This is a genomic window from uncultured Tateyamaria sp. (assembly GCF_947494755.1).
Classification (GTDB): Bacteria; Pseudomonadota; Alphaproteobacteria; order Rhodobacterales; family Rhodobacteraceae; genus Tateyamaria.
Map to the genome: position 1 here is coordinate 109,533 of NZ_CANLVZ010000013.1, position 18,737 is coordinate 128,269.

Below are 18,737 nucleotides of genomic sequence, written 5' to 3' on the forward strand. Positions count from 1 at the left end.
CCGAGGCTTGGGTCGCAGAAAATAGGCACAAGTCGAAAGGACACGCCAAAGCGTGTTGTCATGGGTGCGTTGCATATCATGTCTCGCATATATTGGGGTTATGTCCCCACTATCGGCGCAAAAGGGCCTTGCCACAATCAGCGTTGTCTGACACGAATTGTGCATAAAACGCACAGATGAGGTATAGCATGGCGCGGTCTTTGCCTCCGCTCAACGCGTTGCGGGCCTTCGAGGCAGCGGGGCGGCATCAGAGTTTCAGCCGTGCTGCTGAGGAGCTGGGCGTCAGCCACTCAGCAATCAGTCGTCATGTGCGCGGCCTTGAGCAGCGATTGGGTGTGCACTTGTTTCGCGACGCCGCGCGCGGTGTTGCTCTGACGGCCGAGGGCGAACACTATTTGCGCCGCGTATCCCCCGCGCTTGATGTCATCGGCGATGCAACCGAAGGGCTGGCCGACAAGCCCGCAGGTCGTGTGGTGGTCAACAGCGAGCCGGTTTTCGCAGCCAAGATCGTCGTGCCGCTGATGGCCCAGTTCCAGCGCGACTTTCCCGAGATCGAGTTGCGGCTCGTGGGGTCAAATGAGCTTGCTGATCTGGATCGGTTCGAGGCGGACCTTGCCGTTCGATATGCCAAGAGCGGCCATCTTGACAGCCCCTCCGACCTTCTGAGCGATGCGCCGATCTATCCGTTTGCTGCACCGGGATACCTGACCGATGACACTCTGCGCCCCGAAGACCTGACGCGCGTGCCGCTGCTGCGCGACCGTGGGCCGAACATTTGGGTCGATTGGGCAGCACATGCCGGTTTTGATGTGCAGGTGCCGGACACGCCCTGGCGGATGCGCGCAGCACTCGCGCTTGAAATGGCGGTGCATGGCGCCGGTGTGTATCTGGGCGCCTCGGATGGCACTTACCTTGATGAAACCGCTGGGCGTCTGGTGCGGGTGTCCGATGTGGGATTTCGTCAAGGGTCTTTCCACCTGTTGACCAGCGGGTTGGCTGGACGCCGCAAGGCCGTGCGATCCGTGCGCACATGGCTGCTGGACCAGACCCGAAGTCTGCGCAGCGGTTAAAATCAACCAAATGGTTGAATGTGCGCAAACGGGGATATGCTCGGGAGTCCAAGGTTATAGCGCAGCCCTTGCAGAACTCTTCAGTAATAATTATCATTTAATATCAGTATATTGAGGTGCGACACCACAGCCTTTTGCATGCGTTGACTCATGCCGTCGCCCGACATATCCATCACCCAATCCAAATGACGGGACCAAGGCACGTGACCGACCCCGATGACAAAGCGAAACTGGATGCGCTCAGCGCCCGGATCGACGCCATCAAGGACGACCACGCGCCCAAAACCCGTACGCCGGATCATCACTCTCAGGCGCAATTGGCCTGGCGTATGGTGATCGAACTGGTGGCCGGTCTGGGGATCGGGTTTGGCATGGGATACGGGTTGGACGCGCTGTTTGGCACCTCTCCGTGGCTCATGATCGTGTTTATATTTCTGGGCCTCGCGGCGGGCATCAAGACGATGATGCGCAGCGCCGAAGAGGTCCAAAGCAGACAGGCGGCCGAACTGGCCGAGGACGAGACCCACCCGCAAGGGTGACAAGGTGGAGAAGAGCCGGATGGCAGATGACGCAAAAGGTGGCGGTGGACTTTCCTTCAAGCCAATGGACCAGTTTCAGGTCAAACCGCTGTTTGGCGACTATGGCGATCCGATCCACTGGTATACAATCACCAATGTGACGCTGTGGCTGGGTCTGGCGATCCTCGCGGTGATTGCGCTGATGGTGCTGACCACGTCCAAACGCGACGTTGTGCCGGGCCGCGGACAGTCCATTGCGGAACTGATGTACGGCTTTGTCTACAAGATGGTCGAGGACGTGACCGGCAAGGACGGGATCAAGTATTTCCCCTACATCATGACGCTGTTCATGTTCATCCTGTGCGCCAACTTCCTGGGTCTGATCCCGATGTCGTTCACTACAACCTCGCACATTGCGGTCACAGCGATCCTTGGCTTTGGCGTATTCTTTGCCGTCACGATCCTTGGTTTCGTGAAAAACGGTGCCTCCTTCCTGGGCCTCTTCTGGGTGTCCAGCGCGCCCCTGCCGCTGCGCCCGGTCCTGGCGATCATCGAAATCATTTCCTATTTCGTGCGCCCCGTCAGCCATTCCATTCGTCTGGCAGGCAACATGATGGCGGGCCACGCGGTCCTGAAAGTGTTCGCAGGCTTTGCTCAAGTGGCGGCCATTGCGCCCGTCGCAATCATCGGCGTTATGGCGATCTACGGGCTCGAAGTGCTGGTGTCGGCCATTCAGGCCTACGTTTTTACCATCCTCACATGCGTCTATCTCAAGGACGCATTGCACCCGCATCACTAATGTAAGGCGGGGCTGATCCCGCCGAACACCTCTACCAAACTTCCAATCGTAAGGAGAATTCTCATGGAAGGTGAACTCGCACATATCGGCGCAGGTCTTGCAGCTATCGGGTCCGGCGCAGCCGCGATCGGTGTTGGCCACGTGGCCGGCAACTTCCTCGCCGGCGCTCTGCGCAACCCATCGGCAGCCGCCGGTCAAACCGCCACTCTGTTCATCGGCATCGCCTTTGCAGAAGCTCTGGGGATCTTCTCGTTCCTCGTCGCTCTGCTGTTGATGTTCGCTGTCTAAACTCTGAGCGCAATTCCTTACGACCGGGCAACGTGATATATGTCGCGTTGCCCGGGTAAGGCTCGCATTTTGGCGCTGTATGCACGGCGCACTCCAGAGGAACGACCGATATGGCAGATACCCCAAACGCAGCAGGTGAGGCCGCCGCTCCCGGCATGCCGCAACTGGATGTCTCGACCTTCGAGAACCAGATTTTCTGGCTGCTCATCGCATTGCTTGCGATCTATTTCGTGCTCTCGCGCGTGGCCCTGCCACGCATCGCGGGTATTCTGGCGGAACGTCAGGGCACCATTACAAATGACATTGCCGCAGCCGAGGATCTGAAAGCCAAGGCGCTGGACGCCGAAGCTGCCTATGACAAGGCGTTGGCGGATGCACGCGCCGAAGCACAGCGGATCTCGGGCGAAACCAAGGCCGCCATTCAGGCCGATCTGGACGTTGCCATCGAAAAGGCGGACGCCGAAATCGCAGCCAAAGCGGCTGAGAGCGAAAAGGCAATCGCCGAAATTCGCGCCGGTGCGCAGGAGGCCATCAAAGAGGTCGCCAAAGACACCGCCAAGGAAATCGTGGCGCATCTGGGTGGCAAGGCGGACGCACGCAGCATCACCGCTGCGGTCACGTCGCGGATGAAAGGGTAGATCCATGCGTATTGCACCACTCACATCCGCACTGATCGTGCTGGCAGGCCCCGCGCTGGCGGCGTCTAAAAACCCGTTCTCCGCCGAATTCTGGAAGCTCAGCAACACGGATTTCATCGTGTTGGTCTCCTTCATCCTGTTCATCGCCGTCCTGTTCTACTTCAAGGTGCCGGGGATGGTGTCCAAGATGCTGGATGATCGCGCCACCGGTATTCAAGGCGAGATCAACGAGGCCCGCGCCCTGCGCGAAGAGGCTCAGACCCTTTTGGCCTCCTATGAGCGCAAGCAAAAAGAGGTGCAGGCCCAGGCGGACCGGATTGTCGCCCAAGCCAAGGCCGATGCCGAAGCCGCTGCGGATCAGGCCCGCGCAGACCTTGCCACATCCATCGAGCGCCGCGTCGCTGCCGCCGAAGAGCAGATCGCCTCGGCCCAGGCGGGTGCCGTCAAGGAAGTGCGCGACACCGCAGCAACGATTGCTGTGCAAGCTGCCCGTGACGTGATCGCCAAGCAGATGACGGCAGAAAGCGGGAACGCACTGATCGACGCCGCCATCAGCGAAGTCGACGCAAAACTGCACTGACGCCGAATACAGCACAAAAAAACAAAAACCCGGCCTCAGCGCCGGGTTTTCTCGTACCAGATTTAGCCCACATTTCTTTTGACCAGAAATACCGCGGGGGAACGCGCAAAGCGCGTGGGGGCAGCGCCCCCTAACCACCGGTCTCGTGATCCAATCGCTGAACCGCGATGTCCTCGTTCTGCTCGGCCTTTCGCTGATCCCGCAAGGCCCGCTCCACATAATCCAGATGGGCATGCACAGCCGCCCGCGCCGCGTCAGCATCTCGCGACTGCAAGGCCTCATTGATAGCGCGATGCTGATCCAGCAAAGCCTGCCGCGTGGTGCGCTGCTTGAACATGATTTGGCGATTGTAAAACACCCCGTCGCGCAGCAATTGATACATCGAGCGCATCATATGCAGCATGATCACGTTGTGGCTGGCCTCGATGATGGCCATGTGAAACTGGGCATCGAGCCGGGCTTCTTCATCGCTGTTGCGCTTGGGATGGGCGGCTTCCATCTTTTCAAAAACCGCCTGAACCACGGCCAGATCAGTATCTGACGCAAGACGGGCCGCCCGCTCAGCAGCGAGGCCCTCCATGTCGCGACGAAAACTGAGATAGTCAAAGACCGCCTCGTCATGGCGGGCAAAAAGCTCGGTCAGCGCAGGGGCAAAGGCCGATCCCAACACATCCGCCACATAGACGCCCGCGCCGGGGCGGGCGGTCAGCAGACCACTGTCCTGCAACGCCCCAATCGCGTCGCGTAGGGACGGGCGCGATACACCCATCCGGTCGGCCAGTTCCCGTTCAGGCGGCAACCGCTCTCCGGGGCGCAGGATGCCGCGCAGGATCAACTGCTCGATCTGGCGAATAACGGCAGAGGACAGCTTTTCGGGCTGTACAGGGCGAAAGGGCATGACACGCATCCTTGTCAGAATTGGTAAATTCATATGACCAATTGAGCGATGGCGCAATCATCCCCGTAAGGCGGACGTGCCGTCCGCCCGCGTTAAGTTGGTGTTAACCATGCGTGGGCAGGATGAGGTCATGAAAACGCTGAGCCCTCTGATATGCTGTGCCTGCCTCTGCCTTGCGGCGTGCAACACACCCGGTCCCCACTTCCGCGGCTTGCCCGCCACGACCGTGACAGTCGATGGATCGACGTTCGATGTGCGCGTCAACGGACGTCTGGCCGAGGCACTGCGCACCAATATGGAATACGCCCCTCGCTTCGGGCCGATCAAGGCGCGTGCCGCGAAGGCCATGGAAATGGTCAGCGGCTGCCCGGTCAAAGAGGTGCGCGGCGATCAGGCCCTCGCCACCGGTATCCTGAAATGTGGCAAGGGCGGGCCAGCCATTGATCGTCTGAAACCGCAGGGCGAATACGCATGCCACACGATCGACAAGTATGTCAGCCCGGCCACGAACGAATTGGTGCTGGATCTGGATTGCCAGCTGATCTGAGCCGCCAAGCCGCAATATGTTGTGGATAACCTGCGCGAAAACGCTGTTTCTGGTGTCGACCCGTTGACAGACGCCCGTCCATCCGGTCACGATAACACCCCAGTCAGATGAACAATGGGCCTTCTTTTGCGCTTTTCGAAACTCAGACTTACAGGGTTCAAATCCTTTGTCGATCCGACCGACCTGATCATCGCAGATGGTCTGACGGGCGTTGTGGGTCCGAATGGCTGCGGCAAATCCAACCTTCTCGAAGCGCTGCGTTGGGTGATGGGGGAAAACCGGCCTACCGCCATGCGGGGTGGCGGCATGGAAGACGTGATCTTTGCCGGTGCCGCCACACGGCCCGCCCGCAACTTTGCCGAAGTCAGCCTGCATATCGATAACTCGGACCGGCTCGCCCCTGCCGGGTTCAACGATGCGGATACGCTGGAAATTGTGCGCCGCATCACGCGCGATGTCGGCAGCGCGTATAAAACGAACGCCAAGGATGTGCGGGCGCGCGATGTCCAAATGCTGTTTGCGGATGCCTCGACCGGTGCGCACAGCCCGGCGCTGGTGCGACAGGGGCAGATTGCCGAGCTGATCAACGCCAAACCCAAGAACCGCCGCCGCATTCTGGAAGAAGCCGCAGGTATTTCGGGCCTCTATCAACGCCGCCACGAGGCCGAGCTGAAACTGAAAGGGGCCGAACAGAACCTGGCCCGCGTCGATGACGTTATCGAACAGCTGGCCGCGCAACTGTCGCAACTGGCCCGCCAGGCGCGCCAAGCCGCCCGATATCGTGAAATCGGCGACCAATTGCGCCGCGCCGAAGGTCAATTGCTGTATCGCCGCTGGCGCGAAGCTGATGAGGCGCGCGCATCTGCGGACGAAGAACTCCGCAATCGCACGACAGCCGCCGCTCAGGCCGAGGGCGCTGTGCGGATCGCGGCCAAAGCACGTCAAGAGGCCGAAGAGGCGCTGCCCGCCCTGCGCGAAGAGGATGCAATAGCGGCGGCTGTTTTACAGCGCCTTGCCGTGCAGCGCGACACGCTCAGCGATCAGGAACGTCAGGCGGCCCAGACCATCGAGACGCTGACAGGGCGCATCGCCCAACTGGCCCGCGACATCGAACGCGAAGGCGGATTGAACCGCGACGCTGGCGAAACCATCGAGCGGCTCGAATGGGAAGCCGCAGAGATCGCCAAGGCCAGCGAGGGCCACGAGGCTTTGCTTGAGGCCGCAAGTGTCGCATCACGCGAGGCCGGGCAGGTGTTGCAGGCCCGCGAGGCGGATCAGTCGGACAAGACTGAGGACGTGGCCCGCTTGGCCGCACGACATGGATCCGCGCAACGCCTGCTCGAAGACAGCCGCAAGGTCGAAGCCAAGTCCGAAGCCGAAGCGGACCGCGCCCGTCAGGCTGTGGCCGTAAGTCAGGCGGCGCTGGACAAGGCAGGCACGGATTTTTCCGCCGCCCAAACCGCAGCCACCACCGCCGAGGCGACCGCCTTGCGCGCCGATGAAACCCTCATCGCCGCCGAAGAGGCGCGCGCCGAAACTCAATCACGCGAGGCAGATGCCCGCGCCGAACGCTCCGAAGCCGAGGGTGAGATGAACGCGCTGCGAGCCGAGGCCGGTGCCTTGGCCAAGCTTGTCGAGCGTGACACCGCCGAGGGCGGCCAGATTCTGGACCGCCTTCAGGTGCAGCAGGGCTTTGAAAAGGCGCTTGGGGCCGCTTTGGCCGACGACCTGCGCGCGCCCGAGGTTGACGACGATGGCCCGTCGGGCTGGGCGACCTTGCCCCCTTACGACCAAAGCCAACCCTTGCCCAGGGGCGTGACCCCGTTGACGCAACACGTTTCGGTGCCTGATGTACTGGCCCGCCGCATGAGCCAGATTGGCTTGTGTGACAGCGAAGATGCCCCGCGTTTGCAACCGCTGTTGCAGCCCGGTCAACGTCTCGTCTCGCCCGAGGGTGATCTGTGGCGGTGGGATGGGTTCCGGGCCTGGGCCGAGGATGCGCCCAGTGCTGCTGCCTTGCGTTTGCAGCAGTTGAACCGGCTCGAAGAGTTGAAGCAGTCGCTTGAGCGGGCATCCTCTCGTGCGGATGGAGCGCGTCAGGCGCATGAGGCTCTGACGCAGCGCATGGCTGAACTGACCGAAGCGGACAAACAGGCCCGCCATGCCCGTCGCGAGGCGGATCGGATGGTGGCTGATGCCGCCCGCGCCCTCAGCCGCGCGGAGGCGGACCGCAATCTGGCCGAGGGCCGATTAGAATCCCTTGGGTTGGCAGTGACTCGTCACGAAGAGGACGCCATGGCCGCCCGTGCCCGCGTGGCCGAGGCCGAAGCGGCCCTTGCCGAATTGCCCGATCTGGACGCCGCGCGCGCTGAAATCGAAGATTTGCGCATGACGGTCGAGGCCGCGCGCATCACCATGATGTCGCGTCGTTCGGCCCATGACGATGTGCGCCGCACGGGCGAGGCCCGCGTCAAGCGCGCACAGGAGATCACCAAGGAAATCAGCGGCTGGAAACACCGTCTCGAAACCGCAGAGCGGCGTACAACCGAGCTGGTGGATCGCAAGGCGACATCCGAGGCCGAGCTGAAAACCGCGCAAGAGGCCCCCGGCGCACTGGCTGCCAAACGCGAAGCCTTGGGCGAGGAGATCACCCGTGCCGAAGCCCGCAAGGCCGAGGCAAGTGATATGCTGTCCCAAGCCGAGGGACGGCTACGCGATGCGACCCTTGGCGAGCGCGAGGCCGAGCGTCTGGCCTCCGAAGGGCGCGAGGCGCGCGCGCGTTCCGAAGCCCGTGCCGAGGCGGCGCGCGAAACCGTGGCCTACGCAGCCGAGCGGATCGCCGATGATCAGCAGATGACTCCGAACCAATTGCTGACAGCCTTGGATGTGACGCCGGACCAGATGCCCGCTGCCGAAGCGTTGGAGGGGGATGTGAACCGCCTTAAACGCCAACGGGATGCACTGGGTGCGGTGAACCTGCGCGCCGAAGAGGACGCCAAGGAGGTCCAGGTTGAACACGACACGCTTGTGTCTGAAAAGGCCGATCTGGAGGAGGCGATCAAAACCCTGCGCAGCGGCATCGCCAGCTTGAACCGCGAAGGGCGCGAACGGTTGCTGACGGCCTTTGAACAGGTCAATTCCAATTTCTCACTGTTGTTCACGCACCTGTTCGGCGGCGGTGAGGCGAACCTCGTGATGGTCGAAAGCGACGACCCGCTTGAGGCCGGTCTCGAGATTATGTGCCAGCCCCCCGGCAAGAAACTGTCGACGCTTAGCTTGTTGTCCGGCGGAGAACAGACGTTGACGGCGATAGCGCTGATCTTTGCCGTTTTCCTTGCGAACCCCGCCCCGATCTGTGTTCTCGACGAGGTCGATGCGCCGCTGGATGATGCTAACGTCACACGCTTTTGCGACCTGCTGGATGAGATGTGCCGCCGCACTGATACGCGGTTTTTGATCATCACCCACCACGCGGTGACGATGGCGCGTATGGATCGGCTGTTTGGGGTCACGATGGCGGAACAAGGCGTCAGTCAGCTTGTATCGGTGGACCTCAAGAATGCCGAAACCATGGTCGCCTGACATGCGCGTCGTTCAACTTTGAATTAATCTTTAGTCAGTAGCTCTGATGTGCCGTCCCAAACGGGCCGCGCAAGGAGGTGAGGATACTGGCGGAAAATACGTTCCGTAAATGGATGGTCGCCATCGCAATGATGACATTGTGTGTGACAATCATCCGGCTCTTGATCGGGCTGTGGCCTGAAAAAGAGTGACCCGACAGAGTTAGCCCTCTGCCCGGTCGTTTATTCAGATAAGGATGCTGAAGAAACATTCCGATGCTCAGAATATAATTCAATCCTTACCAAATCACAAACGCGATGCGCCTCTAAAGGCGATCCAGCAAGGTGCGGGTCGGCCACGCGTCTGCAGGTAAACCGAGCCGCTTTTGTTCCGCCTGAACCGCTGCGCGTGTACCCGCGCCCAGAATGCCGTCAATCTTCCCCACATCGTACCCACGTTGCTGCAACTTGGTCTGGAGCCGGTTCATCTGGTCACTGCCAAGCCCTGCATCGGGGTTGCCAGCATCATAAACAGGCGCGCCCGCCAGCCGCGTCGCGAAATACGCTGCCGTCAGCACATAGGTAAATGACTGGTTCCATTCGAAATAGGTGTTGAAATTGGGGTAGGCGAGAAAGGCCGGCCCCTTGTGCCCCTGCGGCAAGATCAGGGATGCGGGCAGGTCGCTGAGCTGGCCTGTCCGGGGCTGCACCCCGAGCGCCCGCCATTCGGCGGCGGATTTGCGTGTCTCCAACCCGCTAAGCGACCAGTCCATTTGCGCAGGCACCCGCACCTCTTGCAGCCATGGCTGCCCCGCGCGCCAACCCAGATGTTGCAGCATCTTACCCCCCGACATCAGCGCGTCGGGGGCCGAGGATTTGAGTTGCACCACGCCGTCCCCATCACCGTCGACCCCGTTCTTCAGGATGTCGGCTGGCAGCATCTGCACCATACCGATCTCACCCGCCCACGCGCCAGTGGTGCGTTGGGGATCAAAGTCGCCGCGGGCGAAAAGCGCCATTGCGGCAAAAACCTGTGGCCGGAACAGGTCGGGGCGCCGACAGTCATGCGCCAATGTGACCAACGCATTCGCGGTGTTGAAGTCGCCTTGGAACGCGCCGTAATCGGTTTCAAACGCCCAGAAGGCCAGCAAGACGTGTCGGTCGAGGCCATACTCCCGTTCGATCCGGTCAAACACGCTGGCATATTGGCGCGCCTTGGCCCGGCCTGCATCGATCCGGTTTTGTGAAATCAAGCGCCGGGAAAAATCGATAAAGGGGCGTTGGAACACCCCCTGCGCGCGGTCCGCACGTATCACTGCAGGGTCTTGGCGCACGCCGCTGAGAAAGCTGTTCGCAGTCGCCGGGGCGATCCCGCGCTTGGCGGCTTCGCTTGCCACGCCCGCTTTAAAGGCAGTGAACGAGCCACCGCATTGGGCCTGTGCCATAACGGGAGCCACAAGCATCATCGCGGCCACCGCCGCGCGTTTCAAAATACCCAAATCAATACTCCAAATCCCAATAGGACCCCAACGCCGGCCCACCATGCTTTCCATACGATCAGGATGGCGGCATCAATGTCGCCCGGGGTGAGATCGTGCCGCCCGTCCGGGTGTACCCAAGCCAGATCCTGAACCGTGCCATGATAGCTACGCGGCCCCGCGAGGGCGATATCGAGCCCATAGGCCATGGCCGCCTCGGGCCAGCCCGCATTCGGGGACCGGTGCAGGGCTGCGTCCTGCCGAATACTCGCCCATTGGCCAAGGGCATTGGTACTCACAGCAATCAAAAGCGCAGTCATCCGCGCCGGTATCCAGTTCAGCAGGTCATCCAGCCGCGCAGCCGCCCAGCCAAAAGCGGCATGACGCGGTGTCAGATAGCCGATCATACTGTCGGCGGTATTCACCATCTTGTAGATCGCGATGCCCGGCAGGCCAGCGACGGCGAACCAGAACGCGGGTGCCACCACGCCGTCGCTGAAGTTCTCGGACAGGCTTTCGATGGCGGAGCGTGCGGTTGAAGACGGCGGGCTGGCGCTGACGTCGCGGCTCACGATCATCGCGACGGCCTGTTGTCCTGCTTTGGGCGATTGGCGCAGCCCCATGGCGACCGCCCGCACATGGTCGATCAACGAGCGTTGCGCGATCATGATAGCCGCGCAGATCATGCTAACGAAGGGGCCAAGGGATTGAAGGGCGGCCCCGATCAACCCCGCACCGAGCACGAGGAGGACGACGGCGAATATCCCCTTCGCCTTGCGGTGTTCACCGATGTTGAGCCGGGTATCGAGCGCACCGACCGCGCGGCCCATGATGATTGCCGGATGCGGAACGCGTGTCCATAGGCTGCGCGGCTCGCCCAATATGACGTCCAGACACAATGCGGCGACCACCAAGGCAGGCGTCACAACGCACCTTCCAGTCGGTCCCATTGTCCCGGGGCGGGCAGACCCAAACGAATCCAGTCCGCGCGATAGGGAAAGACGCGCGACCAGATACGATGGCGAGCAAACCGGCCCTGCCAAGCTGCGGCGTCGTCCACGCGATAAAGGCGAAACAGGGATGTGCCGCCCTCTACCTGCGCGCCGCACCTTGTCATGAGCGTGTCGAGGCGCGCGGCATCATGCGTAAGGCGTTGGTTGGTCGCCGCCGCCCACGCATGGTCCTGCAAGGCGGCACGACCGACTTCCAAGGCCACACCGGACACCGGCCATGGTCCCAGCATCTCGGTCAGACGCGCAATCAGAACCGGATCGCCAATGGCAAACCCCAGGCGCAGCCCGGCCAGCCCCCAGAATTTGCCAAAACTTTTCAGGATTACGGTGCCGGGTTGCGCGGCGGCATCAATCAGGCTGTGCGTCGGCATGACGTCACAAAAGCTTTCGTCCACCACGGTCAGGCCGGGCCGCAGGTCATGTTTTGACCAAACCTTGCCATCGGGGTTGTTGGGGTGGACGAGCACTTTGGCGGTTTCGGCACCGCTTGATTGCACGGTCCACCCCTGCGCGGCAAAGCTGGCGGCATGTTCATTATAGGTCGGAGTGGGAATGGTGACCGTGCCAGTGTCGGCGAGGCGCGGGATTTGTGCGATCAGGCTTGAGGCACCGGGTGCTGCAAGGATCGCCGCCCCGCTTGGCACATTCCAGAATGCGGCAGCAGCATCGACGAGCGCGGTCGCCAGATTGCGGTCAGGCAACGCGGCCCACGCCTGATCTGACAGCGATGGGACCGGGTAAGGAACAGGGTTTATGCCAGTCGACAAATCGATCCAATCACCCCGGTCGCCACCATATCGCGCAATGGCATTATCGAGATTGCCGCCGTGATCCCGATTTTTGCCCAAGTGCAAGTTCCCTGTCCATCGATCGTCACTTTAGGCGACATTCTGCCCGCAAAAAGCGGATTACCGCGTGATTTTCAAGACAAACCTGTCGCGTTAATTGTTTATATCCGACATTAACAGTTTGTTAATGAAATGCGCGCCATGTACCGAAAGATGGTGCCGAAATTTGGCTTTTCCGGAGTATTGATGAGAGTCCTGATCGTAGAAAGTCGCCCCGAACTGGGCCTGATGTGGCAACGCCATCTTGAGCGGCAGGGCCTGTCCGTGTCGCGGGCGGACACGCAGGATGCGGCGGTTGATCATTTGTCACGCGTGGGGGCGGACATCATCGTCCTTGATCTGGTTCTTGAGCAGGGCAGCGCCCTCGCGGTGGCTGATTTTGCCAGCTATCGCTGCCCACATGCGCGGGTGATTTTTGTCACCGACACGTCTTTTTTCTCTGACGGATCAATCTTTAATCACGCCAGCAACGCCTGCGCCTTCGTGCCCTCAGGCACCCCGCCCGAGGATCTGGCGGCAATGGTCGAACATTACGGTGTGAACTAGCACCGACCGTGCGGCACCGCGAAGTCCAGCGTTGGGTTGATCGGAATGATCCGGTGCGGATTGATGCTTTCGTGGCTGAAATGATAGTGCCGCACGATGTGATCCATGTTGACCGTATCGGCAACGCCGGGCCACTGGTAAAGCTCTCGCGTGTATGCCCAAAGGTTACTGTAGTCGGTCAGGCGTTTACGGTTGCACTTGAAATGCAGGTGGTAAACGGGATCGAACCGGACCAGCGTCGTGAACAGGCGCCAATCCGCCTCGGTGATCTGATCTCCCATCAGATAGCGGTTCTGCGACAGGCGGTCGTCAAGCCAATCCAGCGTGTCAAACAGCGGATGTACCGCCGCGTCATAGGCGCTTTGTGTTGTGGCAAAGCCGGACTTGTAGACCCCATTGTTCAACGTGTCGTAAATCCGGTCATTGACGGGCGCGATAGCGTCGCGCAGCGCGTGAGGCCAGTAATCGTCTGTGTTGCCCGTGATGCCGTCAAAGGCGGAATTGAACATGCGGATGATCTCAGAACTTTCGTTGCTGACAATGGTTTCGCGCTGTTTGTCCCATAGAATCGGCACGGTCACGCGACCGGAAAACGTCGCATCTGCCTTGGTGTAGATGTCGCGGGCATAGGGCAGATCATATAGCGTGTCGCCAGTCGCTCCATTCGCATCCGTCTGGAACGTCCACCCGTCGGTCAACATGTCGGGATGCACAGCGGATATGGTGATGTGATCGGACAGCCCCTTGAGCACCCGGAAGATCAGCGCGCGGTGCGCCCATGGGCAGGCGTAAGAGACATAGAGGTGGTAGCGTCCGCTTTCTGCCTTGAACCCTTCGCCACCGGATGGTCCGGCCGATCCGTCCGCGGTGATCCAATTGCGGAACTTGGCCTGGCTGCGTTCGAATTTGCCGCCCGAGGATTTGGTGTCGTACCAACTGTCGTGCCAGACGCCGTCTACCAAAAGTCCCATATCGCCACCTCGTTGTTCTGCGTGACCCCGACATATGTGGCGCATGCAGCCCTGCAAAGCCCGTCCATCGCGCACATCCCCTGCGCGGCTGCACATGTCGGGGTCGCGAGAATGTCACATCTTTGAAGAGTCGCTGTCACATATGCGAAATTAACTGGATCGAAATTGATCTGGGCCCAAATTGGTAAAGGGAAGACAAGGAGCGACTGCCATGACGACCTTCGTACCTAAGGAAGTGCAAGCCGGACTCGATAAGGCGCGCCGTGCGTCATTGAAAAAAGCGTCCCGATTGCGCCTGTCGGTCGATGGCCAGACACACCCCGTTTTGCAGATGTGGAAGACCGGGTTTTCCATGGAGGCCGACACCGCACCACGGCTGCGTGGTTATGTCGACCTGTATGATGGTGCGATCCACCTGTTTCAGTGTCTGATTGTGGCGTCTGAACCCGAAGGTGATGAAATACGCTATGAATTCAAGCGGTTGACGGCGGTATCCACCGCGCCCGCGCTGGATTTTGAGCGTGTGACGGATGCCCCCATCGGTCTGATCGAAAAGCGGATCTGACGGGCTGCGCCCTCGGCTATTGCAGATCCTGAAAGGCTGCGGCCAATCGCTGAACCGCCTCTTGGACATGGGCCCGGGGCGTTGCGATGTTGAAGCGCAGGAAGCTCTCTCCTCCGGTGCCGAAGGTCGGCCCGTGGTTGACCGCGATGCAGGCGTCCTGTTCGACTCGCCGTGTGAACTCGGCACGGTCCATGCCTGTGCCCGAAAAATCGACCCATGACAGATAGGTCGCTTCGAGGGCCATGGACGACAAACCCGGGATCGCATTGACAGCCGCATCAAAGAGTTGCCGATTGCCGTCAATATAGGTGACCAATTGATCCACCCATGCGGCGCCTTCGGGGGAATAGGCGGCCGTCGCCATGAATAATCCGAACGAATTTGGTGACATCCCCAAGGCAGCCATCCGCGCCGCGAAACGGTCGCGCAAATCGGGGTCGGCGATGATCACGTTGCCACTGTGAGAGCCTGCAATGTTGAAGGTTTTGGTGGTCGCCGTCATCATAACCAGTCGGTCCTCAATGCCCGCGATCGCGGTCATCGGGATGTGGGCGTGCCCCGGCATCACGAGGTCATGGTGAATTTCGTCCGAAACAAGGATCAGCTCGTGCCGCTTGGCAAAAGCTGCCACACCCTCAAGTTCGGCCCGCGACCAGACCCGACCGCCCGGATTGTGGGGAGAGCACAGGATCACCATGCGCTCGGACCCATCCATCTGCGCGTCATAGGCGTCAAAATCCATTTCGTAGCGCCCGTTGACCTGGGTCATCTCGCACTCAACGACGCGACGACCGCTGGCGTTAATCACCTTGGCAAAGGCGTGGTAGACGGGCGTGAGCAGAACAACCCCGTCACCGGGTGCAGTAAAGGTATCGACACACATGGCCGTGCCATTCACCAACCCATGCGTGGTAAAGATATCACCCGCCTCGACGCGCCACCCGTGCCGGTTCTGCATCCACCACTGGATCGCTTCGCGGTAGGGGCCGTCATCCCCGAAATAGCCCATGATCCCATGGTCAACCTGTGCCTGCACCGCATCCAGCACACACTGAGGCGGGCGGAAATCCATATCCGCCACCCACATCGCGATGCCCTTGTCCGCAGGCACGCCATAGATACGCTCCATCATGTCCCATTTCACACAGTGGCTGCCGCGTCGGTCGATGATGGTGTCAAAACTCATGTGGAGGTCTCCGGGGATTGCATTTGACCGACAGGCTAGCCTGATCGCTTCCAAGCGCAAGGGGACATTGCGACGCCGCCCCATCTGTCTTAAATGCAAGGCATGAAACGCCCGATCATTCTGCACCCCGACCCGCGCCTCAAGAAACTGTCAGACCCTGTCGAGGATCTGTCGGACGAGCTGCGCACGCTCGCCGATGACATGCTTGAAACGATGTATGATGCGCCGGGGATCGGGCTGGCCGCTCCGCAGGTGGGCTTGTTGCACCGTCTGATCGTGCTTGATTGTGTGAAGGTCGATGACGAAAAGCCGCGCCCCACAATCATGTTCAATCCGGAAATCATCGCCGCCTCGGACCAACAGAACGTCTATGAGGAAGGGTGCCTTTCGATCCCCGAACAGTTCGCCGATGTGAGTCGCCCCGCCGAAGTGCAGGTGCGTTGGATCGACCGGGACGGGAACGAGCAGGAACAAGGCATGGGCGGGCTGTGGGCGACATGTGTTCAGCACGAGATTGATCATCTCGATGGCAAGTTGTTCATCGACTATCTCAAACCGCTCAAGCGTCAGATGATCACCCGCAAGATGGTCAAATTCAAGCGCGAGCGCGCCCGCGAAAAAGCATGAGTCTGCGCCCCATTCTGACATGGCCAGATTCGCGGCTGAGTACAGTCTGCGCGCCGATCGATGCGATCACCCCGGACGTCAAAACGCTCGCCGCAGATATGCTTGAGACGATGTATGACGCGCCCGGTCGGGGTCTTGCGGCCCCTCAGGTCGGGGTGTTGCAACGCATCTTTGTGATGGATGTCGCGTGGAAAGATGGCCCGCCCGAGCCGGTTATCTGCATAAATCCCCAGGTGGTGGCCCAAAGTGAGGTCCACGAAATTAATGCCGAGGGGTGCTTGTCCATTCCGGGTGTTTCGGTTGATGTGAGCCGCCCGGCTGAGGTGCGCATGACCTGGACCGACATTGATGGCACACGCCACGATGAGACCCTGACAGGGTTTGCGGCCATTTGCGCCCAACACGAATTGGATCACCTTGACGGTGTCGTGACGCTCGACCGGATCGGCGGCGCGCAACGCGATGAAATCCTTGCGCAAGTAAAGGCGCAGATCTGATGGCGGTCCGCCCTTTCGTGATGTGGCCGGACAAGCGCTTGCGCACCCCTGCCGCCCCCGTTGCCGAGATCACGGACGAGGTGCGCGCGATCTGGGCTGACATGGTCGACAGCATGGACGCGATGCCCGGTATGGGCGTTGGACTGGCCGCGCCGCAGATTGGCGTGATGCTGCGATTGGCTGTTGTAGACGTGACCCCCGACCGGTCCCGCCGCATCCTGCTTGCGAACCCCGAGGTGCTGATCGCCTCGCCCGATGTGGAAACCGGGACCGAGGCCAGCCCGTGCCTGCCCGGTGTGGATGCGCAGATCACCCGGCCCAAGGCCGTCGCGGTTCGCTTTCTCAACGCTGAGGGCATGATAGATCGCCGCGACTTTACCGAGCTTGAGGCGCGATCTGTCCAGCACCAGATAGATCATCTTGGGGGCCGGATGTATTTCGACAATCTGGGCCGGGTAAAGCGCGATATGCTGCTGCGCAAAGCACGAAAGGCCAAGTGACATGCGCCTGATCTTCATGGGGACCCCCGACTTTTCGGTGCCCGCACTCGATGCCCTTCATGCGGCGGGCTATGACATCGCTTCCGTCTATTCTCAGCCTCCGCGCCCTGCGGGTCGCGGGAAAAAGGACCGTCCCAGCCCGGTGCAGGCCCGCGCCGAAGCGTTGGGATTGCCTGTGCGCCACCCCGTCAGCCTGCGCACGCCCGAGGCACAGGCCGATTTTGCCGCGCTGCATGCAGATATCGCCGTCGTCGTCGCCTACGGCCTGATCTTGCCCCAAACCATCCTTGATGCGCCCACCCACGGATGTCTGAACATTCACGCAAGCCTCTTGCCGCGATGGCGTGGGGCCGCCCCGATCCACCGCGCGATCATGGCAGGGGATGCAGAAACCGGGGTGTGCATCATGCAAATGGAGGCGGGATTGGACACGGGGCCCGTTCTGATGCGCGGCGAAACTCCGATTGGGGCGACGGAAACAACGTCTGACTTGCATGACCGACTGGCCGCGATAGGTGCGGAGTTGATCACCGCGACCTTGCGGGATTTGCCCAACCTGACACCTGTGCCTCAACCCGACAACGGCGTGACCTATGCCAAAAAGATAGACAAGGCAGAGGCGGCAATCGACTGGACCCAACCAGCCACCGAGGTTGATCGTCAAATCCGCGGGCTGTCTCCCTTTCCGGGGGCGTGGTTCGAGAAGGACGGCACGCGGATCAAAGTGCTTGGGTCCATGCTTGCTAGTGGTTCCGATGCCCCGGGGACTGTGATTGACGATGCCATGACGGTCGCGTGCGGGACGGGCGCTGTGCAACTGACCCGCTTGCAACGGGCCGGCAAAGGCGCGCAGGATGTGGATGTGTTTCTACGCGGGATGCCCACGCCGCCCGGCACGCAGCTTTGACAAAGGATCGCCCATGTTTCCGACCCTCATAGGCACTGTCGTGATCGCAGGTATCATCGGCTATCTGACCGAAAAGTTCGGCTTTACCCGCAACGGCATTTTGCAGTCGATCATCATCTGCGTCGGCGGGGCGTTCCTGTTTTATTTCGTGCGGATCATGTTCGGGTTCGGGTTCAGCAGTCCGGGCCTGAACGCGATCACCGCCTCCATCGGGGCCTTGATCATCGTACCAACGCATTGGCGCAAAAGATAAGCGGCCCAGAGTTTCCTCTGAACCGCTTACCTGTCTGAACTGATCCCTGAGATCATATTAGAAGAACTTCTTGATTTTGACCTTCTTCTTCACGGGATGCTTTTTCTTGAAGCCGCCGTATTTGTAGTGCTTTTTGAAGCTGTGTTTCTTGAACTTGTGCTTCTTGAATTTGAAGTTGGCGTCGATCACCTGGGCTGTTTCAGCGTCGGCGCTGGCCCATGTGGAGTTGGCCGCCTGAGCAGGAGCAAAGCTGGTCAGAGTGATGGCGGTTGCCATGGCTGCGATCAGAAGCGGGGTTTTTGTAGCTGTAAGTTTCATCGGTCGTCTCCTATTTGGTCTTGCGTCTGTGTGTTGTGTTGATCGGCGTGGCTTAGAAGAATGTCTTGATTTTGATCTTCTTCTTCACGGGGTGCTTCTTCTTGAAGCCGCCGTATTTGTAGTGCTTTTT

The 18,737-nt window shown here is 60.5% G+C and carries 22 protein-coding genes; 15 read left to right on the forward strand and 7 right to left on the reverse strand.

Annotation, left to right across the window (positions count from 1 at the left end; all coding sequences use genetic code 11):
* Positions 1-188: 188 nt before the first annotated feature.
* The 6 genes from Q0908_RS15840 to Q0908_RS15865 all read left to right on the forward strand — a co-directional run bounded on the left by Q0908_RS15840 (position 189) and on the right by Q0908_RS15865 (position 3,893).
* Complete coding sequence (locus Q0908_RS15840; protein WP_299286607.1) at positions 189-1,070, forward strand: LysR family transcriptional regulator; 882 nt, start codon at positions 189-191, stop codon at positions 1,068-1,070.
* Between the two features lie 203 nt (positions 1,071-1,273).
* Positions 1,274-1,609 carry an AtpZ/AtpI family protein gene (locus Q0908_RS15845; protein WP_299286610.1) on the forward strand — a complete coding sequence of 112 codons (336 nt, stop codon included), beginning with the start codon at positions 1,274-1,276 and terminating at the stop codon, positions 1,607-1,609.
* Between the two features lie 19 nt (positions 1,610-1,628).
* On the forward strand, positions 1,629-2,387 hold the full coding sequence (locus tag Q0908_RS15850; protein ID WP_299286613.1) for a F0F1 ATP synthase subunit A: 759 nt from the start codon (positions 1,629-1,631) through the stop codon (positions 2,385-2,387).
* Between the two features lie 63 nt (positions 2,388-2,450).
* Positions 2,451-2,675, forward strand: a complete 225-nt coding sequence (locus Q0908_RS15855) for a F0F1 ATP synthase subunit C (protein ID WP_015496525.1) — start codon at positions 2,451-2,453, stop codon at positions 2,673-2,675.
* A gap of 110 nt (positions 2,676-2,785) precedes the next feature.
* Entirely contained in the window at positions 2,786-3,313 is a 528-nt protein-coding gene (locus tag Q0908_RS15860) for a F0F1 ATP synthase subunit B' (protein WP_299286616.1), read from the forward strand.
* 4 nt (positions 3,314-3,317) lie between these two features.
* On the forward strand, positions 3,318-3,893 hold the full coding sequence (locus tag Q0908_RS15865) for a F0F1 ATP synthase subunit B (RefSeq protein WP_299286619.1): 576 nt from the start codon (positions 3,318-3,320) through the stop codon (positions 3,891-3,893).
* Positions 3,894-4,023: 130 nt separating this feature from the next.
* Here Q0908_RS15865 and Q0908_RS15870 read toward each other — a convergent pair whose 3' ends face one another.
* The gene (locus Q0908_RS15870; protein WP_299286622.1) at positions 4,024-4,791 is read right to left on the reverse strand and encodes an FCD domain-containing protein; all 768 of its coding nucleotides are present in this window, start codon (positions 4,789-4,791) and stop codon (positions 4,024-4,026) included.
* Between the two features lie 130 nt (positions 4,792-4,921).
* Between Q0908_RS15870 and Q0908_RS15875 the strand changes: the two genes are divergently transcribed.
* Both Q0908_RS15875 and smc read left to right on the forward strand, forming a co-directional pair.
* Positions 4,922-5,338, forward strand: a complete 417-nt coding sequence (locus Q0908_RS15875) for a hypothetical protein (RefSeq protein WP_299286625.1) — start codon at positions 4,922-4,924, stop codon at positions 5,336-5,338.
* A 126-nt stretch (positions 5,339-5,464) separates the two neighbouring features.
* Positions 5,465-8,920 carry a chromosome segregation protein SMC gene (smc, locus tag Q0908_RS15880; protein ID WP_299286668.1) on the forward strand — a complete coding sequence of 1,152 codons (3,456 nt, stop codon included), beginning with the start codon at positions 5,465-5,467 and terminating at the stop codon, positions 8,918-8,920.
* Positions 8,921-9,224: 304 nt separating this feature from the next.
* Here the strand turns inward: smc and Q0908_RS15885 are convergent, their stop codons facing one another.
* From Q0908_RS15885 to cobD, 3 genes are read right to left on the reverse strand one after another with little or no spacing between them, the layout of a single operon-like run.
* A complete protein-coding gene (locus Q0908_RS15885; protein WP_299286671.1) occupies positions 9,225-10,364 on the reverse strand; it encodes a lytic murein transglycosylase in 1,140 nt (379 codons plus the stop codon).
* A gap of 20 nt (positions 10,365-10,384) precedes the next feature.
* Positions 10,385-11,326, reverse strand: a complete 942-nt coding sequence (gene cbiB, locus Q0908_RS15890; protein ID WP_299286629.1) for an adenosylcobinamide-phosphate synthase CbiB — start codon at positions 11,324-11,326, stop codon at positions 10,385-10,387.
* Entirely contained in the window at positions 11,299-12,237 is a 939-nt protein-coding gene (cobD, locus tag Q0908_RS15895; protein ID WP_299286631.1) for a threonine-phosphate decarboxylase CobD, read from the reverse strand. Before cobD ends, cbiB begins: the two co-directional genes overlap by 28 nt.
* A gap of 186 nt (positions 12,238-12,423) precedes the next feature.
* Between cobD and Q0908_RS15900 the strand changes: the two genes are divergently transcribed.
* Positions 12,424-12,783, forward strand: coding sequence for a response regulator (locus Q0908_RS15900; protein ID WP_299286634.1), 360 nt, complete (start codon positions 12,424-12,426; stop codon positions 12,781-12,783).
* Here the strand turns inward: Q0908_RS15900 and Q0908_RS15905 are convergent.
* On the reverse strand, positions 12,780-13,754 hold the full coding sequence (locus tag Q0908_RS15905; protein WP_299286637.1) for a glutathione S-transferase family protein: 975 nt from the start codon (positions 13,752-13,754) through the stop codon (positions 12,780-12,782). The two genes, Q0908_RS15900 and Q0908_RS15905, sit on opposite strands and share 4 nt — an antisense overlap.
* Positions 13,755-13,965: 211 nt before the next feature.
* Here Q0908_RS15905 and Q0908_RS15910 point away from each other — a divergent pair, with 211 nt between their 5' ends.
* On the forward strand, positions 13,966-14,319 hold the full coding sequence (locus tag Q0908_RS15910) for a hypothetical protein (RefSeq protein WP_299286640.1): 354 nt from the start codon (positions 13,966-13,968) through the stop codon (positions 14,317-14,319).
* Between the two features lie 16 nt (positions 14,320-14,335).
* Here Q0908_RS15910 and Q0908_RS15915 read toward each other — a convergent pair whose 3' ends face one another.
* Entirely contained in the window at positions 14,336-15,505 is a 1,170-nt protein-coding gene (locus Q0908_RS15915; protein WP_299286643.1) for a MalY/PatB family protein, read from the reverse strand.
* A 102-nt stretch (positions 15,506-15,607) separates the two neighbouring features.
* On the opposite strand from Q0908_RS15915, the gene def (Q0908_RS15920) reads away from it, so the two are divergent.
* Genes def (Q0908_RS15920) through Q0908_RS15940 form a run of 5 tightly spaced genes read left to right on the forward strand, consistent with a single transcriptional unit; the run spans position 15,608 to position 18,289 of the window.
* Positions 15,608-16,132 carry a peptide deformylase gene (gene def, locus Q0908_RS15920; RefSeq protein WP_299286646.1) on the forward strand — a complete coding sequence of 175 codons (525 nt, stop codon included), beginning with the start codon at positions 15,608-15,610 and terminating at the stop codon, positions 16,130-16,132.
* Positions 16,129-16,629 carry a peptide deformylase gene (gene def, locus Q0908_RS15925; RefSeq protein WP_299286649.1) on the forward strand — a complete coding sequence of 167 codons (501 nt, stop codon included), beginning with the start codon at positions 16,129-16,131 and terminating at the stop codon, positions 16,627-16,629. Before def (Q0908_RS15920) ends, def (Q0908_RS15925) begins: the two co-directional genes overlap by 4 nt.
* On the forward strand, positions 16,629-17,129 hold the full coding sequence (gene def / locus Q0908_RS15930) for a peptide deformylase (protein WP_299286652.1): 501 nt from the start codon (positions 16,629-16,631) through the stop codon (positions 17,127-17,129). Before def (Q0908_RS15925) ends, def (Q0908_RS15930) begins: the two co-directional genes overlap by 1 nt.
* 1 nt (position 17,130) lies before the next feature.
* Positions 17,131-18,036, forward strand: coding sequence for a methionyl-tRNA formyltransferase (gene fmt / locus Q0908_RS15935; RefSeq protein WP_299286655.1), 906 nt, complete (start codon positions 17,131-17,133; stop codon positions 18,034-18,036).
* Between the two features lie 13 nt (positions 18,037-18,049).
* Positions 18,050-18,289 (forward strand): hypothetical protein, encoded by a 240-nt coding sequence (locus tag Q0908_RS15940; protein WP_299286658.1) that lies wholly within the window; start codon positions 18,050-18,052, stop codon positions 18,287-18,289.
* Positions 18,290-18,346: 57 nt separating this feature from the next.
* Here Q0908_RS15940 and Q0908_RS15945 read toward each other — a convergent pair whose 3' ends face one another.
* The gene (locus Q0908_RS15945) at positions 18,347-18,607 is read right to left on the reverse strand and encodes a hypothetical protein (protein ID WP_299286661.1); all 261 of its coding nucleotides are present in this window, start codon (positions 18,605-18,607) and stop codon (positions 18,347-18,349) included.
* Positions 18,608-18,737 lie beyond the last annotated feature (130 nt).

What these genes read in the sequence shown, in the direction of transcription:
- Q0908_RS15855 (WP_015496525.1), top strand. Translation starts at nt 2,451, where the DNA reads ATGGAAGGTGAACTCGCACATATCGGCGCAGGTCTTGCAGCTATCGGG.
- Q0908_RS15915 (WP_299286643.1), bottom strand. Translation starts at nt 15,505, where the DNA reads ATGAGTTTTGACACCATCATCGACCGACGCGGCAGCCACTGTGTGAAA.
- Q0908_RS15885 (WP_299286671.1), bottom strand. Translation starts at nt 10,364, where the DNA reads ATGATGCTTGTGGCTCCCGTTATGGCACAGGCCCAATGCGGTGGCTCG.
- fmt (WP_299286655.1), top strand. Translation starts at nt 17,131, where the DNA reads ATGCGCCTGATCTTCATGGGGACCCCCGACTTTTCGGTGCCCGCACTC.
- Q0908_RS15870 (WP_299286622.1), bottom strand. Translation starts at nt 4,791, where the DNA reads ATGCCCTTTCGCCCTGTACAGCCCGAAAAGCTGTCCTCTGCCGTTATT.
- Q0908_RS15900 (WP_299286634.1), top strand. Translation starts at nt 12,424, where the DNA reads ATGAGAGTCCTGATCGTAGAAAGTCGCCCCGAACTGGGCCTGATGTGG.
- def (WP_299286649.1), top strand. Translation starts at nt 16,129, where the DNA reads ATGAGTCTGCGCCCCATTCTGACATGGCCAGATTCGCGGCTGAGTACA.
- cbiB (WP_299286629.1), bottom strand. Translation starts at nt 11,326, where the DNA reads ATGGGACCGACTGGAAGGTGCGTTGTGACGCCTGCCTTGGTGGTCGCC.
- Q0908_RS15910 (WP_299286640.1), top strand. Translation starts at nt 13,966, where the DNA reads ATGACGACCTTCGTACCTAAGGAAGTGCAAGCCGGACTCGATAAGGCG.
- Q0908_RS15860 (WP_299286616.1), top strand. Translation starts at nt 2,786, where the DNA reads ATGGCAGATACCCCAAACGCAGCAGGTGAGGCCGCCGCTCCCGGCATG.
- Q0908_RS15850 (WP_299286613.1), top strand. Translation starts at nt 1,629, where the DNA reads ATGGCAGATGACGCAAAAGGTGGCGGTGGACTTTCCTTCAAGCCAATG.
- Q0908_RS15945 (WP_299286661.1), bottom strand. Translation starts at nt 18,607, where the DNA reads ATGAAACTTACAGCTACAAAAACCCCGCTTCTGATCGCAGCCATGGCA.
- def (WP_299286652.1), top strand. Translation starts at nt 16,629, where the DNA reads ATGGCGGTCCGCCCTTTCGTGATGTGGCCGGACAAGCGCTTGCGCACC.
- def (WP_299286646.1), top strand. Translation starts at nt 15,608, where the DNA reads ATGAAACGCCCGATCATTCTGCACCCCGACCCGCGCCTCAAGAAACTG.
- Q0908_RS15940 (WP_299286658.1), top strand. Translation starts at nt 18,050, where the DNA reads ATGTTTCCGACCCTCATAGGCACTGTCGTGATCGCAGGTATCATCGGC.
- Q0908_RS15840 (WP_299286607.1), top strand. Translation starts at nt 189, where the DNA reads ATGGCGCGGTCTTTGCCTCCGCTCAACGCGTTGCGGGCCTTCGAGGCA.
- Q0908_RS15865 (WP_299286619.1), top strand. Translation starts at nt 3,318, where the DNA reads ATGCGTATTGCACCACTCACATCCGCACTGATCGTGCTGGCAGGCCCC.
- Q0908_RS15875 (WP_299286625.1), top strand. Translation starts at nt 4,922, where the DNA reads ATGAAAACGCTGAGCCCTCTGATATGCTGTGCCTGCCTCTGCCTTGCG.
- Q0908_RS15905 (WP_299286637.1), bottom strand. Translation starts at nt 13,754, where the DNA reads ATGGGACTTTTGGTAGACGGCGTCTGGCACGACAGTTGGTACGACACC.